At 69.6% G+C, this 17,055-nt stretch carries 11 protein-coding genes; 10 read left to right on the forward strand and 1 reads right to left on the reverse strand.

What is annotated here, in order from left to right; genetic code table 11:
- Positions 1-77 precede the first annotated feature (77 nt).
- Positions 78-950: a formyltetrahydrofolate deformylase gene (gene purU / locus ABT186_RS32005; protein WP_351928033.1), complete on the reverse strand. Its 873-nt coding sequence runs from the start codon at positions 948-950 to the stop codon at positions 78-80.
- A gap of 210 nt (positions 951-1,160) precedes the next feature.
- Between purU and ABT186_RS32010 the strand changes: the two genes are divergently transcribed.
- From ABT186_RS32010 to ABT186_RS32055, 10 genes are all read left to right on the forward strand, one after another.
- A complete protein-coding gene (locus ABT186_RS32010; protein ID WP_351229715.1) occupies positions 1,161-2,630 on the forward strand; it encodes an aldehyde dehydrogenase family protein in 1,470 nt (489 codons plus the stop codon).
- Positions 2,631-2,650: 20 nt separating this feature from the next.
- A complete protein-coding gene (locus ABT186_RS32015; protein WP_351229717.1) occupies positions 2,651-3,739 on the forward strand; it encodes a quaternary amine ABC transporter ATP-binding protein in 1,089 nt (362 codons plus the stop codon).
- Positions 3,739-5,715: an ABC transporter permease gene (locus ABT186_RS32020; protein ID WP_351928035.1), complete on the forward strand. Its 1,977-nt coding sequence runs from the start codon at positions 3,739-3,741 to the stop codon at positions 5,713-5,715. Before ABT186_RS32015 ends, ABT186_RS32020 begins: the two co-directional genes overlap by 1 nt.
- 13 nt (positions 5,716-5,728) lie before the next feature.
- Positions 5,729-6,700, forward strand: a complete 972-nt coding sequence (locus tag ABT186_RS32025; protein ID WP_351229721.1) for an ABC transporter substrate-binding protein — start codon at positions 5,729-5,731, stop codon at positions 6,698-6,700.
- Positions 6,701-7,285: 585 nt separating this feature from the next.
- Positions 7,286-9,724, forward strand: a complete 2,439-nt coding sequence (locus tag ABT186_RS32030; protein WP_351928037.1) for a GcvT family protein — start codon at positions 7,286-7,288, stop codon at positions 9,722-9,724.
- Between the two features lie 36 nt (positions 9,725-9,760).
- A complete protein-coding gene (locus tag ABT186_RS32035) occupies positions 9,761-10,621 on the forward strand; it encodes a bifunctional methylenetetrahydrofolate dehydrogenase/methenyltetrahydrofolate cyclohydrolase (protein WP_351231400.1) in 861 nt (286 codons plus the stop codon).
- Positions 10,618-11,901, forward strand: coding sequence for a serine hydroxymethyltransferase (gene glyA, locus ABT186_RS32040; RefSeq protein WP_351231402.1), 1,284 nt, complete (start codon positions 10,618-10,620; stop codon positions 11,899-11,901). Before ABT186_RS32035 ends, glyA begins: the two co-directional genes overlap by 4 nt.
- Positions 11,898-13,130, forward strand: a complete 1,233-nt coding sequence (locus ABT186_RS32045) for a sarcosine oxidase subunit beta family protein (protein WP_351928039.1) — start codon at positions 11,898-11,900, stop codon at positions 13,128-13,130. The genes glyA and ABT186_RS32045 overlap by 4 nt, the downstream gene beginning before the upstream one ends.
- Before the next feature lie 12 nt (positions 13,131-13,142).
- Positions 13,143-16,436 (forward strand): sarcosine oxidase subunit alpha family protein, encoded by a 3,294-nt coding sequence (locus tag ABT186_RS32050; RefSeq protein ID WP_351928041.1) that lies wholly within the window; start codon positions 13,143-13,145, stop codon positions 16,434-16,436.
- A complete protein-coding gene (locus ABT186_RS32055) occupies positions 16,429-17,031 on the forward strand; it encodes a sarcosine oxidase subunit gamma (RefSeq protein ID WP_351231408.1) in 603 nt (200 codons plus the stop codon). Before ABT186_RS32050 ends, ABT186_RS32055 begins: the two co-directional genes overlap by 8 nt.
- The last annotated feature ends 24 nt before the right edge of the window (positions 17,032-17,055 follow it).

Consider the following 17,055-nt stretch of genomic DNA (forward strand, 5'->3'; position numbering starts at 1 on the left):
GCCCGAGTCCGTACCCTCGTATACAAAAGCCGGGCGGGGCTGGAATCCAGCCCCGCCCGGCCCTTAGTGCACTGCTCTCAGCGGAAGACCACCGTACGGTTGCCGTCCACCATGACGCGGCTCTCGGTGTGCCACTTCACCGCGTGGGCCAGCACCTGCGCCTCCACGTCGCGGCCGACCGTGACCAGGTCGTCGGGGTCGAGGGAGTGGTCCACCCGGACCACGTCCTGCTCGATGATCTGCCCCTCGTCCAGGTCCGGCGTCACATAGTGCGCCGTCGCGCCGACCAGCTTCACCCCGCGCTCGTACGCCTGCTGATAGGGGCGCGCGCCCTTGAAGCTGGGCAGGAATGAGTGGTGGATGTTGATGGCGCGGCCCTCCAGCTCCTTGCACAGGTCGTCGGAGAGGATCTGCATATAGCGGGCCAGGACCACGAGGTCGACGTTCAGCTCCTGCACCAGCCCCAGCAGGCGCGCCTCGGCCTCGGTCTTGGTGGCCTTGGTCACCGGGATGTGGTGGAAGGGGATGCCGTACGTCTCCGCCAGTCCCTCGAAGTCCCGGTGGTTGGAGACGATGGCCGGGATCTCGATGTTGAGGGCACCGGTGCGGCTGCGGAAGAGCAGATCGTTCAGGCAGTGGCCGAACTTGGACACCATGATGAGCGTCCGGGTCGGGGTCGAGGCGTCCCGGAGGGTCCAGGAGATCCCGTGGGCCTCGGCGACCGGACCGAATCGGTAACGAAGTGTTTCCAGATCGACGTTTGGATCGGAAACGTCGAAGTGGACCCTCATGAAGAAACGGTCCTGAAGTCGGTCGTCGAACTGCTGGCTCTCGAGGATGTTGCCGGAGTTTCTGACGAGAAAGCCGCTCACGGCATGAACCAGTCCGGCCGTGTCCGGACACGAGAGGGTGAGGACGTACTCACGGCCGGGATGCGGTCTAGGGGACATGCACAGGCCTCCGTGTTGGTGCGTAATACACAACTTGGTGAGCGATACGCAACATAGTCGGCCTGGGAGGGGCGGCGGTCAAGAGAGGGCCCTTCGGCCCTTGTGAAATCTCCGCGACCCCTTGACGTACGTCGGCCCGTCGGCCAGGGTTCCTCCACAAGCAATTCAATGCACGATGCGCAACGCATTCCCGGTCGAAGGGCTCGGCGCGTGGCAGATCTGTATGTGGACGGACAATGGCGTGAGCCGGTGGCCGGCGGCCATCGTGAGATCCGCTGTCCGGCGGACGGCACGGTCGTCGCGACGGTGTCCGAGGGCACGCGCCCCGACACCGAAGCGGCGATCGCCGCGGCCCGGCGGGCCTTCGACGACGGCCCCTGGCCGCACACCCCCGAGCGCGAGCGGGGCGCACTGCTGCTGCGCACCGCCGACATCATCGAACGCGACGCCAAGGAGTTCGCCCGGGCCGAGTCGCTCGACACCGGCAAGCGCCTGGTCGAGAGCGAGTACGACATCGCGGACGTCGTCTCCTGCTTCCGATACTACGGTGGCATCGCCGGAACCAGCGCAGGCCGGGTGGTCGACACCGGCCGCGACGACGCCCTCAGCCGGGTCACCTACGAGCCCGTCGGCGTCTGCGGACTGATCACCCCCTGGAACTACCCGCTCCTCCAGGCATCGTGGAAGGTCGCCCCCGCCCTCCTCGCGGGCAACACCGTCGTGCTCAAGCCGAGTGAGCTCACGCCCTCCACCTCGATCCTGCTGATGCGGGCCCTGGAGGAGGCGGGACTCCCGGCCGGTGCCGCCAATCTCGTCCTGGGCGCCGGAGCCGAGGTGGGCGCGCCCCTGTCTGAGGACCCGGCCGTCGACATGGTGTCCTTCACCGGAGGCCTCGAGACCGGGCGGCGCATCATGGCCACCGCCGCGGCGACGGTGAAGAAGGTCGCGCTGGAACTCGGCGGCAAGAACCCGAATGTCGTCTTCGCCGACGCCGACTTCGAGACCGCCGTGGACTTCGCGCTCACCGCGGTCTTCCTGCACTCCGGGCAGGTCTGCTCGGCCGGCGCCCGGCTGATAGTCGAGGACTCGCTCCATGACGCCTTCGTGGACGAGGTCGTACGCCGCGCCCGGCTCATCCGCCTCGGCGGGCCCTTCGATTCCGAGGCCGAGACGGGAGCGCTGATCTCCGCACAGCACCGGGAGAAGGTCGAGGCGTATGTCGCGGCCGGACTCGCCGAGGGCGCCGTACTGCGCTGCGGCGGCGAACGCCCCGACGACCCCGCGCTGGCGAACGGCTTCTACTACCCGCCGACCGTCCTCGACGAGTGCCGGCAGGACATGCGCGTGGTGCACGAGGAGTCCTTCGGTCCGGTGCTCACCGTCGAGCGCTTCCGCGACGAGGACGACGCCGTCCGTATCGCCAACGACACGGAGTACGGACTGGCCGGTGCCGTCTGGACGCAGGACGCGGGCAAGGCCCAACGGGTCGCCCGCCGACTGCGCCACGGCACGGTGTGGATCAACGACTACCACCCCTACGTGCCGCAAGCGGAATGGGGTGGCTTCGGGCACTCGGGTGTGGGCCGGGAGCTGGGACCGACCGGCCTCGACGAATACCGAGAGCCAAAGCACATCTGGCAGAACATCCAACCCCGGCCGCAGCACTGGTTCAGCGGCTGAACGCCGAAAAGAGGTCGATCGTGACCCCAACACAGACCGAGGTGTCGCAGCGGCGCGGCACGTCCCAGGTTTCGGACCGGACCCCGGTCATCTCCGTTCGCCGGCTGTGGAAGGTGTTCGGGCCGAAAGCCGACCAGGTGCCGGAATCGGAGGAGTTGTGCGGGCTGACCCGCCGCGAGCTCATGGACCGCACCGGATGCACCGCCGCCGTACGCGACGTGAACTTCGAGGTCTCGCCCGGCGAGGTCTTCGTCGTCATGGGTCTGTCCGGCTCCGGCAAGTCCACGCTGGTGCGATGTCTGACCCGACTGATCGAACCCACCTCCGGTGAGCTCGTCTTCGAGGGCGAGGACATCCGCGGCGCCGACGCCAAGCGGCTGCGCGACCTGCGGCGCAGCAAGTTCTCCATGGTCTTCCAGCACTTCGGCCTGCTGCCCCACCGCAAGGTCGTCGACAACGTGGCCTTCGGCCTGGAGATCCGCGGCATGGGCAAGGCCGAGCGCACCAAGCGGGCGCTGGAGGTCGTCGAACTGGTCGGCCTCGCCGGATACGAGAACTCCTACCCCGACCAGCTCTCCGGCGGCATGCAGCAGCGTGTCGGTCTCGCCCGCGCCCTCGCCGGCGACCCGGACGTCCTCTTCTTCGACGAGCCGTTCTCCGCGCTCGACCCGCTGATCCGCCGTGACATGCAGAACGAGGTCATCCGTCTGCACCACGAGGTCGGCAAGACCATGGTCTTCATCACCCACGACCTCTCCGAGGCGCTCAAGCTCGGCGACCGCATCCTGATCATGCGCGACGGCAAGATGGTCCAGTGCGGCACTGGCGACGAACTCGTCGGCGCCCCCGCAGACGACTACGTACGGGACTTCGTCAAGGACGTGCCGCGCGGCGACGTGCTGACCCTGCGCTGGATCATGCGACCCGCGGAGCCCGACGACGACCTCGGCGGCCCCGAGCTGGGTCCGGACGTCGTCGTACGCGAGGCCACCCGGGCGGTGCTGGCCGCCGAGAAGCCGGTCAAGGTCGTCGAGAACGGCAAACTGCTCGGCATCGTCGGCGACGAGGAGATCCTCGCCGTCGTCGCCGGGCAGGAGGGCGGTGCGTGATGGCCGTCGCCGCCGACGCGACCGCGCCGGTCGCGACCGTACGCAAGAAGGTCAGCCGCCCCATGGTGGTGGCGGCCATCCTGATCGCCTGGCTGGTGCTCTTCGCCGTGCTGCGCGGCAGGCAGACGCTGACCCTCGCGGCGGCCGACCTCACCGGTCTGCACCGCTGGTTCAACGACGTCAACGACGCCATCGGCGCCGACCGCAACTCCAACCCGATCTTCCTCTACTTCTTCAATGAGATCCGCCTGGTCATCGACAACCTGGTGACCTTCATCCAGTCGCTGATCTCCCAGCCCACGGGCGGCCGCCCGGTCCCGCAGATCGGCTGGCTCGGCGTCGTCGGACTGACCGGCTACGTCTCCTGGGCCGTGGGCAACTGGCGGGTCGCCCTGCTGGCCGTGGCCGGCTTCACCTTCCTCGGGCTGCAGGGCCTGTGGCAGGAGAGCATGGACACGCTGGCGCTGACCCTGTCGGCGGTCTTCGTGGCGCTGCTCATCGGCATCCCCCTCGGTGTGTGGGCCGGGATCTCCGACCGGTTCAACCGGATCATGACGCCCTTCCTGGACTTCATGCAGACGATGCCGACCTTCGTCTACCTCGCCCCGCTGACCCTGTTCTTCCTCATCGGACCGGCCTCCGCCACGATCACCACCCTGATCTACGCGGCACCGCCCGCCATCCGCATCACCGCGCACGCCATCCGCTCCGTACCGGAGACCACCGTCGAGGCGGCGGACTCGCTGGGCTCGACACGAAGGCAGCAACTCCTCAAGGTCCTGCTGCCGATGTCCAAGCGCACCGTGGTCATGGGCGTCAACCAGACCATCATGGCCGCCCTCGCCATGGTGACCATCGCTGCCCTGATCGACGCACCCGGCCTCGGCAAGACCGTCGTCCAGGCTCTGCAGTCGCTCGACGTCGGAACGGCCTTCAACGCCGGCCTCGCCATCGTCATCATGGCCATCGTGCTCGACCGGGTCACCACGGCGGCGGCCGGGCGCGAGGAGGCGGCCCGCCGCTCGGGCAGCCGCTTCCTGGCCTGGCGGCGGCCGCTGCTCATCGCGGGCGGAGTTGTCACGGCGGTGCTGGTGTACCTGTCGCACACCTACGTCTGGGCGGCCGAGTTCCCGGGCCAGGGCGGTACCGGCAGCGCCATCGCGAGTGCGGCGGACACCGCGACCAACTGGTTGCAGGACCATCTGTCCGGCCTCACCAACGCCTTCCGGGACGCCATCACCAACGGCCTGCTCAACCCCTTCCAGACGCTGCTGACCGACTCCCCGTGGTGGCTGGTAGGCGCCATCCTGGTCGGCCTCGGCGTGGTGCTCGGCGGATGGCGCGCCGGAGTGACGGCGGCCGTGTGCGTGGGTCTGCTGGTCGGCACGGGAGTGTGGTCGGACAGCATGACGACGCTGGCCTCGACCGTGGTGGCGACCGTGCTGGTGATGCTGTTCGGCATCGCCTTCGGCGTGTGGATGGGACGCAACTCCCTGGTGGACCGGATCGTGCGGCCCACCCTGGACGCGGCGCAGGTCATGCCGCCGTTCGTCTATCTCGTGCCGTTCCTCGCGCTCTTCGGCGCCACGCGCTTCACCGCGATCGTGGCGGCCGTCGTCTACGCGGCGCCTGTCGCGATCAAGATCATCGCGGACGGGGTGCGGAACGTCCCGGCGACCATCGTGGAGGCGGCCACCTCCGCCGGGTGCAACACCTGGCAGATCATCACCAAGGTTCAACTGCCGATGGCACGCAGCGCCCTGACTCTCGCGATCAATCAGGGCCTGATCTATGTGCTGTCGATGGTTGTCGTCGGCGGCCTGGTAGGTGCCGGCGCCCTCGGCTACGACGTAGTGGCCGGATTCTCGCAGGGAGAGCTGTACGGAAAGGGGCTGGCGGCGGGACTCGCCATCGTACTGCTCGGAGTCATGTTCGACCGGATCACTCAGGCTGCGGCGCGACGCACCAGCGCATAAGGAGCAGGACACCATGGCAAGACACTGGCGAGCCGGCGCGGCCGGCCTGGCGGTCCTCGGCCTCACCCTCACGGCGTGCGGAGGGGCGAAGGTCGGCGACAGTTCGTCCGCGGGCGGCTCGAAGAGCTCGGGCGGCAAGTGCGGGACGTTCAACCTCGCCGTCAACCCGTGGGTTGGCTACGAGGCGGACGCGGCGGTCGTCGCATACGTCGCGCAGCACGACCTCGGCTGTACGGTCAAGAAGAAGGACCTGAAGGAAGAGATCGCCTGGCAGGGTTTCGGGACTGGCGAGGTCGACGCGGTCCTGGAGAACTGGGGCCACGACGATCTGAAGAAGAAGTACATCACCGGGCAGAAGACGGCCGTCGAGGCCGGGCAGACCGGCAACAAGGGCGTCATCGGCTGGTACGTGCCGCCGTGGCTGGCCAAGGCCCACCCGGACATCACGAAGTGGGAGAACCTCAACAAGTACGCATCCAACTTCAAGACCTCCGAGTCGGGCGGCAAGGGCCAACTGCTCGACGGCGACCCGTCGTACGTCACCAACGACGCGGCGCTGGTGAACAACCTGAAGCTGAACTTCAAGGTGGTGTACGCGGGCAGCGAGACCGCGCTCATCCAGGCCTTCCGGACCGCCGAGAAGAGCAAGCAATGGGTGATCGGCTACTTCTACGAGCCGCAGTGGTTCCTGTCCGAGGTGCCGCTGGTGAAGGTCTCCCTGCCGAAGTACACGACGGGATGTGACGCCGTAGCCGCGAAGGTCGCCTGCGACTACCCCGTGTACGACCTGGACAAGATCGTCAGCTCGAAGTTCGCCCAGTCGGGCAGCCCGGCGTACGACCTGGTGAAGAACTTCAACTGGACGAACGAAGACCAGAACGTCGTGGCCAAGTACATCGCGCAGGACAAGATGTCGGACGACGCGGCGGCGAAGAAGTGGGTCGACGCCAACCGCGCCAAGGTCGACGCCTGGCTGAAGAAGTAGCCATCGGGCGGCGCCAGGACTCCGTCTCCGGCTCCCGGCCGGAGACGGAGTCCTTCCGCGCTGCCCGGACCGCCGTTCGCGGATCCTGAACCGGGAGAGCTGGAGCACCGGTTCGGGCGCTCGCAGCTGCACGCTCCAGGACCACCCCGACTGCCGCAGCGAGCGCCGGGGCGCGTATGCCGTGCCGACGGCGCGGACGGGCTGAGTGACTTGTGGGCGGCGGAAGGCCGAGACACGGACGAGGCGTATCCCGGCATCCGCGCGTGGTTGCCGTTCGGGCCACATGGGGGCGACGGTCGCCAGGCCGTCGGCGCTCCCGGCACATCCGTGACCCGGCAATCCGCGTCACCCGAGATCCACGGACCGGCTGCGGAGCGACGACGCGTCAGCGACCCCGAAAAGACCCCCGGAGGGGCCCGGCAGGCTGCCGGCACAGCCTGCCGGGCCCCTCGGTGTTTCGGGCTGTTCACCGACGTCATGCGCCCCCTTGACACCCCTCCCCGCGGCAGGCACATTGAGTTGCGCAACCTGAATCATGTTGCGCAGACAGCAACTGGAACTGGTTTTGAATTCGGAGGTGCGGCGATGGCGGGACCCCGAGTGGTCATCATCGGAGCGGGCGTCGTGGGAGCGGCCCTCGCTGACGAGATCTCCGCGCGAGGCTGGACCGAAGTGACCGTCGTCGACCAGGGCCCGCTCCCCGCCACCGGCGGCTCCAGCTCGCACGCCCCGGGCCTGGTCTTCCAGACGAACTCTTCCAAGACGTTGACCGAACTGGCCCGCTACACCGTCGAGAAGTTCTGCTCTCTCGACGTGGACGGCAAGCCCTGCTTCCTGCAGGTCGGCGGCCTCGAAGTGGCGACCACCCCCGAGCGGCTCGCCGAACTCCGCCGCCGCCACGGCTGGATCACCGCCTGGGGCATCGAGGCGCGTCTGCTCACCCCCGAGGAGTGCGTCGAGCAGCACCCGCTCGTCAACCGCGACAGGGTCCTCGGCGGCCTCCTGGTACAGACGGACGGCCTCGCCAAGGCTGTACTGGCCGTCGAGGCACAGATCCGCCGTGCCACCGAGAGGGGCGTGCGCTTCCTCGCCCGGCACGAAGTCCTCGACGTTCAGCAGAGCGAGGGCCGCGTGACCGGCGTCCTGACCGACCAGGGCGAGATCCCCGCCGACATCGTCGTGTGCTGCGCCGGCATCTGGGGTCCGAAGATCGCCCGCATGGTCGGGATGGACCTCCCGCTCACCCCGCTCGCCCACCAACTGGCCTGGACCGGCCCGATACCGGCCCTCGCCGGCCAGACCGAGGAAGCGGTACGGCCGATCCTGCGCCACCAGGACGCCGACCTCTACTACCGCGACCGCTTCGACGGCCTCGGCATCGGCTACTACGGCCACCGCCCGATGCCCATCTCCGCGGACGACATCCTCTCCGTCGACGATGCCGACCAGATGCCCTCGGTCCTGAAGTTCACCGAGGAGGACTTCGAGGACGCCTGGACGGAAACCCAGTCCCTGCTCCCCTCGACCAGGGAGGCCAAGGTCGAGGAGGGCATCAACGGCCTCTTCTCCTTCACCCCCGACGGTCTGCCCCTCCTCGGCGAATCCCCGGACGTCAAGGGCTTCTGGGTCGCCGAGGCGGTCTGGGTCACCCACTCCGCGGGCGTCGGCCGGGCCGTCGCCGAATGGCTGGTCGACGGCTACTGCTCCTCCTTCGACCTGCACGAGTGCGACGTCAACCGCTTCGAGCCGCACCAGCTGTCCCCGGAGTACGTCCTGGCCCGCGACTGCCAGAACTTCGTCGAGGTCTACGACATCCTGCACCCGCTCCAGCCGTCCGGGCACCCGCGCCCGATCCGCACCAGCCCCTTCTACGCCCGCCAGCAGGAACGCGGCGCGTTCTTCCTGGAAGCGAACGGCTGGGAGCGCCCGCAGTGGTACGAGGCCAACGCCTCCCTCGTCGAGGGCCGCAGCATCCCGACCCCCAACGACTGGGCCGCACAGTACTGGTCGCCCATCGTCGGCGCCGAGGCCCAGGCCACCCGCGAGACCGTGGCCCTGTACGACATGACGGCCCTCAAGCGCCTCGAGGTCGCCGGCCCCGGCGCCGCCGCGTTCCTGGAGCGACTGTCCACCGGCAAGGTCGACAAGTCGGTCGGGTCGGTCACATACACCCTCCTCCTGGACCACGACGGCGGCATCCGCAGCGACATCACCGTCGCCCGGCTTGCCCGCGACCTCTTCCAGGTGGGCGCCAACGGCAATGTGGACCTCGACTGGTTCAGGCGCCACCTGCCCGCCGACAACTCGGTCACCGTACGCGACATCACCCCCGGCACCTGCTGCATCGGCCTGTGGGGGCCGCTCGCCCGCCACGTCCTGCAGCCGCTGACCGACGACGACTTCTCCAACGAGGGCCTGAAGTACTTCCGCGCCAAGCGCGCCCACATCGGCTCCGTCCCGGTCACCGCGATGCGCCTGTCGTACGTCGGTGAGCTCGGCTGGGAGCTGTACACCACCGCCGACCTGGGCCTGAAGCTGTGGGACACCCTGTGGCAGGCGGCCGAGCCGCTCGGCGGAGTCATCGCGGGCCGCGGCGCCTTCAACAGCCTGCGCCTGGAGAAGGGTTACCGCTCCTTCGGCACCGACATGACCTACGAGCACGACCCCTACGAAGCCGGCCTCGCCTTCGCCGTCAAGCTCGACAAGGACGACTTCATCGGCAAGGCCGCCCTCGAACGGCGCAAGTCCGACGTGCGGCGCAAGCTGGCCTGCCTCACCATCGACGACCCGCAGGCCGTCGTCATGGGCAAGGAGCCGGTCTACGACGGCGACCGCGCCGTCGGCTATGTCACCAGCGCCGCCTACGGCTACACCATCGGCAAGGGCATCGCCTACGCATGGCTCCCGGCGGAGCTCGCCACCACCGGCACCACACTGCACATCGGCTACTTCGACCAGCGCGTCGAGGCGGTCGTCGCCGAGGAGCCCCTGTTCGACCCGACCATGTCCCGCCTGCGTGGTTAGTACACCGCGAGAGCTTCGAGGGAAGGAACACCGCCGGTGACCGCACAGCCCCTCGACGGCAAGGCGACCGCCGCCGTCATCCGCCGCGAACTCGCCGAGCGCGTGGCCAAGCTGACCGCCGACCACGGCCGCCCCCCGGGCCTCGGCACCGTCCTGGTCGGCGACGACCCCGGCAGCCACGCGTATGTCGCGGGAAAGCACCGCGACTGCGCACAGGCCGGCATCGCCTCCATCCGCCGCGAACTGCCCGCCGACGCCACACAGCAGCAGGTCGAGGACGTCATCGACGAACTCAATGCCGACCCGGCCTGCACGGGCTACATCGTCCAGCTTCCGCTACCGCGCCACCTCGACGCGAACGCCGTCCTGGAACGCATGGACCCGGCCAAGGACGCCGACGGCCTGCACCCCGTCAACCTCGGCCGTCTCACCCTGGGCGTCGAGGCCCCGCTGCCCTGCACCCCGCGCGGCATCGTCGAACTGCTCCGCCGGTACGACGTGCCGATCGCCGGGGCCCGGGTGTGCGTGATCGGGCGGGGCATCACCGTAGGTCGGCCGATCGGACTCCTGCTGACGCGCAGGTCCGAGAACGCCACCGTGACGCTGTGTCACACCGGAACCAAGGGCCTGGCCTGGCACGTACGCGAGGCGGACATCGTCGTCGCGGCGGCCGGCTCGCCCGGACTGATCACCAAGGACATGCTGCGCCCCGGCGCGGCGGTCCTGGACGTCGGCATCACCCGCACCGACCACGGGCTGGTCGGCGATGTGCACCCGGACGCCGCCCAGGTCGCCGGATGGCTCGCGCCGATGCCCGGGGGCGTGGGTCCCATGACCCGAGCGATGCTGCTCGCCAATGTCGTCGAGGCCGCCGAGAGGAACGCGAACTCCGTATGAACGCGCTGAACATCCCGCTGGCGGAGCTGGACCCCGAGGTCCACGCCGCCCTCCGCGCAGAGCTGCACCGCCAGCAGTCCACTCTCGAGATGATCGCCTCCGAGAACTTCGCGCCCTCCGCGGTGATGGAGGCCCAGGGATCGGTCCTCACCAACAAGTACGCCGAGGGTTACCCCGGCCGTCGCTACTACGGCGGCTGCGAACACGTCGACGTCACCGAGCGGCTGGCCATCGAACGCATCAAGTCCCTCTTCGGGGCGGGCTTCGCCAATGTCCAGCCGCACTCCGGCGCCCAGGCCAACACCGCCGTCTTCTTCGCCCTCCTCCAGCCCGGCGACACCATCCTCGGCCTCGACCTCGCGCACGGCGGGCACCTCACCCACGGCATGCGCATCAACTACAGCGGCAGGATGCTCAACGTCGTGCCGTACCACGTCGCCGAGGCCGACAACCTCGTCGACATGGACGAGGTCGAACGCCTCGCCAAGGAACACCGCCCCAAGATGATCATCGCGGGCTGGTCGGCGTACCCGCGGCAGCTGGACTTCGCGGCCTTCCGGCGCATCGCCGACGAGGTCGGCGCCTACCTCATGGTCGACATGGCGCACTTCGCGGGTCTGGTCGCGGCCGGACTGCACCCCAGCCCCGTCCCGCACGCACACGTGGTCACGACCACGACACACAAGACGCTCGGCGGTCCCCGCGGCGGAGTCATCCTCACCAACGACGCCGACCTCGCCAAGAAGATCAACTCGGCGGTGTTCCCCGGTATGCAGGGCGGCCCGCTGGAGCACGTGATCGCCGCGAAGGCGGTCTCCTTCAAGGTGGCGGGGTCACCCGAGTTCGCCGAACGGCAGGCCCGCACGCTCGCGGGGTCCCGCATCCTCGCCGAGCGCCTCACCCAGCCGGACGCCTCCGCTGCCGGAGTGAAGGTGCTGACCGGCGGCACGGACGTCCACCTCGTCCTGGTCGACCTGCGCGACTCCGAGCTCGACGGCCGTCAGGCCGAAGACCTGCTCCACGAGATCGGCATCACCGTCAACCGCAATGCCGTCCCCTTCGACCCGCGCCCGCCCATGGTCACCTCGGGGCTGCGCATCGGCACCCCGGCGCTGGCCACCCGGGGCTTCACCGAGGAGGACTTCGCCGAGGTCGCCGACGTGATCGCGCTGGCCCTCCAACCCGGCCCGGATGTGGCCGCGCTGCGCGCCCGTACAGAGGCACTTGCGGCCAAGCACCCGCTCTACCCGCACCTTTCGGAAGACGGAGACGTCCGATGAGCCCCAGCACCCCCGGCGCCGACCTCCCCGACCACCCCGACTGGCTCTGGCGCACGCCCGAGCCCAGACGGTCGTACGACGTGGTGATCGTGGGTGGCGGCGGCCACGGCCTTGCCACCGCCCACTACCTGGCGAAGAACCACGGCGTCACCAATGTCGCGGTCCTGGAGAAGGGCTGGCTCGGGGGCGGGAACATGGCCCGCAACACCACCATCATCCGCTCCAACTACCTGTGGGACGAGAGCGCCGGCATCTACGAGCACGCGCTGAAGCTGTGGGAGGGACTGGAGGAGGAGCTCGACTACCCGATCCTCTTCTCCCAGCGCGGTGTGCTGAACCTCGCCCACAGCCTGCAGGACGTCCGCGACAGCGTGCGCCGCGTCGAGGCCAACCGGCTCAACGGAGTGGACGCCGAATGGCTCGACGCCGAGCAGGTCAAAGAGGTCTGCCCGATCGTCAATATCTCACCGGACGTGCGCTACCCGGTGCTGGGCGGCACCTACCAGCCGCGCGCCGGCATCGCCAAGCACGACTACGTGGCGTGGGGCCTGGCCCGCTCCGCCGACGCGGCCGGCATCGACATCATCCAGAACTGCGAGGTCACCGGCCTGGACGTGGTCGGCGGCCGGATAGTCGGCGTACAGACGACATTGGGCCCGATCGCGGCGGGCAAGGTGGCTCTCTGTTCAGCAGGCCACACCTCGGTACTGGCGGCCATGGCGGGCATCGAACTCCCGCTTCAGAGCCACCCGTTGCAGGCGCTGGTCTCCGAACTGCTGGAGCCGGTCCACCCGACTGTCGTCATGTCCAACGCGGTCCACGTCTATGTCAGCCAGGCGCACAAGGGCGAACTGGTCATGGGCGCGGGCATCGACGCCTACAACTCCTACACCCAGCGCGGCGCGTTCCACATCATCGAACATCAGATGTCAGCCGCCCTGGAACTCTTCCCGGTCTTCGCCCGCGCCCATGTGCTGCGCACCTGGGGCGGCATCGTGGACGTCAGCCCCGACGCCTCGCCCATCGTCGGCCTCACTCCGGTCGACGGCCTCTACCTCAACTGCGGGTGGGGAACGGGCGGTTTCAAGGCCACCCCGGGTGTCGGCTGGGTCTACGCCCACACCATCGTCCACGACACTCCCCACCCCCTCAACGCCCCCTTCTCGCTCGACCGTTTCACCACCGGCGCGCTCGTCGACGAGCACGGCGCGGCCGCGGTGGCCCACTAGGGAGCCGAACCCATGCTGCTCATCCCCTGCCCGTGGTGCGGGCCCCGCGACGAGGTCGAGTTCCACTACGGTGGCCAGGCGCACGTGCCGTATCCCGAGGACAACGCGGCCCTCACCGACGAGGAGTGGGCGCGCTACCTGTTCTTCCGCGACAACCCCAAGGGTCCGTTCGCCGAGCGGTGGAGCCATACGGCGGGCTGCCGCCGCTGGTTCAACGCGGTGCGGGACACGGCGACGAACGAGATCCTGGCGGTGTACCGGGCGGGGGAGGAGCGTCCGGCCGTTACGGAACTGCGGCGTCCGTCCATCACCCAGCCAGGTCCGGCACCATCAGCCCGTCATGGGGGTCCCCCCTGCTCGAGCGAAGCAGAGAGCTTGGGGGAGATTGAGGACGAGCCCGTTCAGGGCGACGTGGGTCTGGGGGCGGAGCCCCCAGCGGGGTCCAGGGGCGGGCCCCTGGTTACGGGAAGGGGTGGGGTGGGGGAAAACAACCAGCCGTTCCGCCTGCCCGCCGGCGGCCGAGTCAACCGAAGCGCACCCCTGACCTTCACTTTCGACGGCACCCAGTACGTGGGCTACCGCGGCGACACCCTCGCCTCCGCCCTCCTCGCCAACGGCGTCATCCAAGCGGCCACCAGCATCAAGCTCGGCCGCCCCCGAGGCATCTTCTCCGCGGGCGTGGAGGAGCCCAACGCGGTCGTCCAGATAGAGGAACCGTTCCCGGAGCCCATGCTCCCGGCGACAACGATCGAGCTCCACGACGGCCTGGCCGCAAGCAGCCTCCCCGGCCAGGGCCGCCTCGCCACCGAGCCCGACCCGGCCCGCTACGACGCCGTACACGCCCACTGCGACCTGCTGGTCGTGGGCGCCGGCCCGGCCGGTCTCGCCGCCGCGGCAGCCGCCGCGCGCTCCGGCGCCCGCGTCATCCTCGCCGACGACCAGCCGGAGCTCGGCGGCAGCCTGCTCGGCACGGGTGAACACCTCGACTGGGTGGAGGCGACCGGCGCGCTGCTCGACGCCGCCCCCGAGGTACGCGTACTGCGCCGCACCACCGTCTTCGGCCACTACGACGACAACCACCTCCTCGCCGTCGAGCGCCGCACCAACCACCTCGGCGCCGAGGCCCCCGAGAACGTCTCCCGTGAGCGCGTCTGGCGCATCCGGGCCCGTCGCGTCGTGCTCGCCACCGGTGCCCACGAGCGTTCGCTGGCGTTCGCGGACAACGACCGCCCCGGCGTGATGCTGGCCGCTTCGGCCCGGACCTACGTCAACCGGTACGGAGTCCTGCCCGGGCGCCGCGCGGTCGTCCTCACCACCAACGACAGTGCCTACGCCGCCGCGCTGGACATCGCTGCGGCTGGCGTCCAGGTCGCCGCCATCGTCGACACGAGGCCCGAGCCCGGGGATTGGGCGAGCCGTGCCCGCGAGGCAGGGATCGAGGTGCTGACCGGCCACGCCGTCACCGGTACGGAAGGCGACACGCGGCTCACCGCCGTGCGGGTCGCGCCGTACGGCGAGCCCGCGGGTCAGCGGGAGTTCACCGCCGACCTCCTTCTGGTCTCCGGCGGCTGGAACCCTGTGGCGCACCTCTTCAGCCAGGCAGGCGGAAAGCTCCGCCACGACGAGGCGCTCGGCTCCTTCGTCCCCGACACCTGCCGCCAGGCGGTGGAGGTCGCAGGCAGCGTGACCGGCGCACTCGACCTGGTCACGGTCCTGGCCCAGGGAGCGGCCGCCGGGGCCCGCGCGATCGAGGCGGAGGGGTACACCCCCGAGACGCCCGCCCTCCCCGCAGTGACCGCACAGCCGCAGTCGCCACCCATGCAGGTGTTCACCCTCCCGGCCCCCGCCGGCGCCCCCCGTTTCGTCGACCTCCAACGCGACGTCACCGTGGACGACCTGTCCCGGGCGACCGGTGCCGGTCTGCGCTCGGTGGAGCACACCAAGCGCTACACCACGGCCGGCACCGCCAACGACCAGGGCAAGACCTCCGGGGTCCTGGCGAGCGGTATCGTCGCCGAACTGCTCGGCGTCGACATCTCCGCGCTGGGCACGACCACGTTCCGGCCGCCGTACACACCCGTCTCCTTCGCCACCCTCGCCGGCCGCGACCGCGGCGCGCTGCACGACCCGATCCGGGTGACCGCCCTGCACCCATGGCATGTTGCGCACGGTGCCCTGTTCGAGAACGTCGGCCAGTGGAAGCGTCCTTGGTACTACCCGCAGGACGGCGAGGACATGGAGGCCGCGGTGCTGCGCGAGTGCCGGGCAGCCCGCGAGAGCGTCGCGTTCATGGACGCCTCCACCCTCGGCAAGATCGACGTACAGGGCCCGGACGCCGCCGTCTTCCTCGACCGGCTCTACACCAACATGATGAGCACCCTGAAGGTCGGCATGATCCGCTACGGCGTGATGTGCCGTCCGGACGGCATGGTCTTCGACGACGGCACCGTCATCCGCCTGGCCCCGGACCGTTTCCTGGTCACCACCACCACGGGCAATGCGGCCGCCGTACTTGACTGGATGGAGGAGTGGCTGCAGACGGAGTGGCCCGAACTGAGGGTCCACTGCACCTCCATCACCGAGCAGTGGGCCACCGTGGCCCTGGTCGGCCCCCGCTCTCGCGAGGTCCTCGGCTCGCTCGCGCCCGACCTGGCGGTGGACAACGACAGCTTTCCCTTCATGGCATGGCGGGAGACGACCGTCGCGGGCATCGAGGCCAGGGTGTGCCGGATCAGTTTCTCCGGCGAACTCGCCTACGAGATCAACGTGTCGCCCTGGGACGTCCTCGCCCTGTGGGAGGCGCTGTACGAGGCCGGCGCCCCGTACGGCATCACCCCGTACGGCACCGAAACCATGCACGTCCTACGGGCCGAGAAGGGCTACCCGATCATCGGCCAGGACACCGACGGCACCGTCACCCCGCACGATCTGGGCATGAGCTGGGCGGTGTCGAAGAAGAAGCCCGACTTCATCGGCAAGCGCTCCTACGCCCGCGCCGACACTGTCCGTCCCGACCGCAAGCACCTCGTCGGCCTGCTCCCCGAGGACCCGGACGCGTTCCTTCCCGAAGGCACCCATCTGGTCGCCGACAGCGTGCTGCCCGCCCCGCCCGTCCCGATGCTCGGCCATGTCACCTCCAGCTACCGCAGCGCGGCGCTCGGCCGGACCTTCGCCCTCGCCCTGATCAAGGGCGGCCGGGACCGCATCGGCGAACGTCTCTACGCACCGGTGGGCGGCCGGCTGCTCCCGGTGATCGTCGCAAGCCCCGTCCTCTACGACCCCGAGGGAGCCCGCCGCGATGGCTGACACCGCCCTGACCGCACAGCCCCGCAGCCCCCTGGCGGACGTCGCCGAAGGCCTGGCCGCCGTCACACGCTCCTCCGCAGGCGCGATCCGTCTGGCCGAACTACCCTTCCTGGCCCAGGTCAACGTCCGCCTCGACGCCAAGGGAGCGGCAGCCGACGCCGTCGGACTCGCCCTGGGGTTCCAACTGCCCCTGGAACCCAACACCGTCGTACGAACCGAGGACCTGACCGCGTTGTGGCTCGGTCCCGACGAATGGCTGGTGGTGGGCAGGCCCGGCGACCAGCGGGACCTGGAGAGCCGGATCCGTTCGGCGGCCGGGGACGAACCCGTCTCCGTCACCGATGTCTCCGCCCAGCGCACCACCGTCCTCGTCGCGGGACCCCGCGCCCGCGACCTGCTGTCCCACGGCTGCCCGCTGGACCTGCACCCGCGCGCCTTCGGCCCCGGCCGCTGCGCCCAGACGACGCTGGCCCGCACCCAGGTCGTCCTGGTCGCCCGCGAGGAACCCAGGGCCGGTTTCTGGGTCCTGGTGCGCTCGTCCTTCGCCGGTTATCTGACGGACTGGCTGCTGGACGCGGCGGTGGAATACATCTGAGAGCTGGTTCACGTCTCGCGACGC

This window comes from Streptomyces sp. NPDC001634 (assembly GCF_040298185.1).
Lineage (GTDB): Bacteria > Actinomycetota > Actinomycetes > Streptomycetales > Streptomycetaceae > Streptomyces.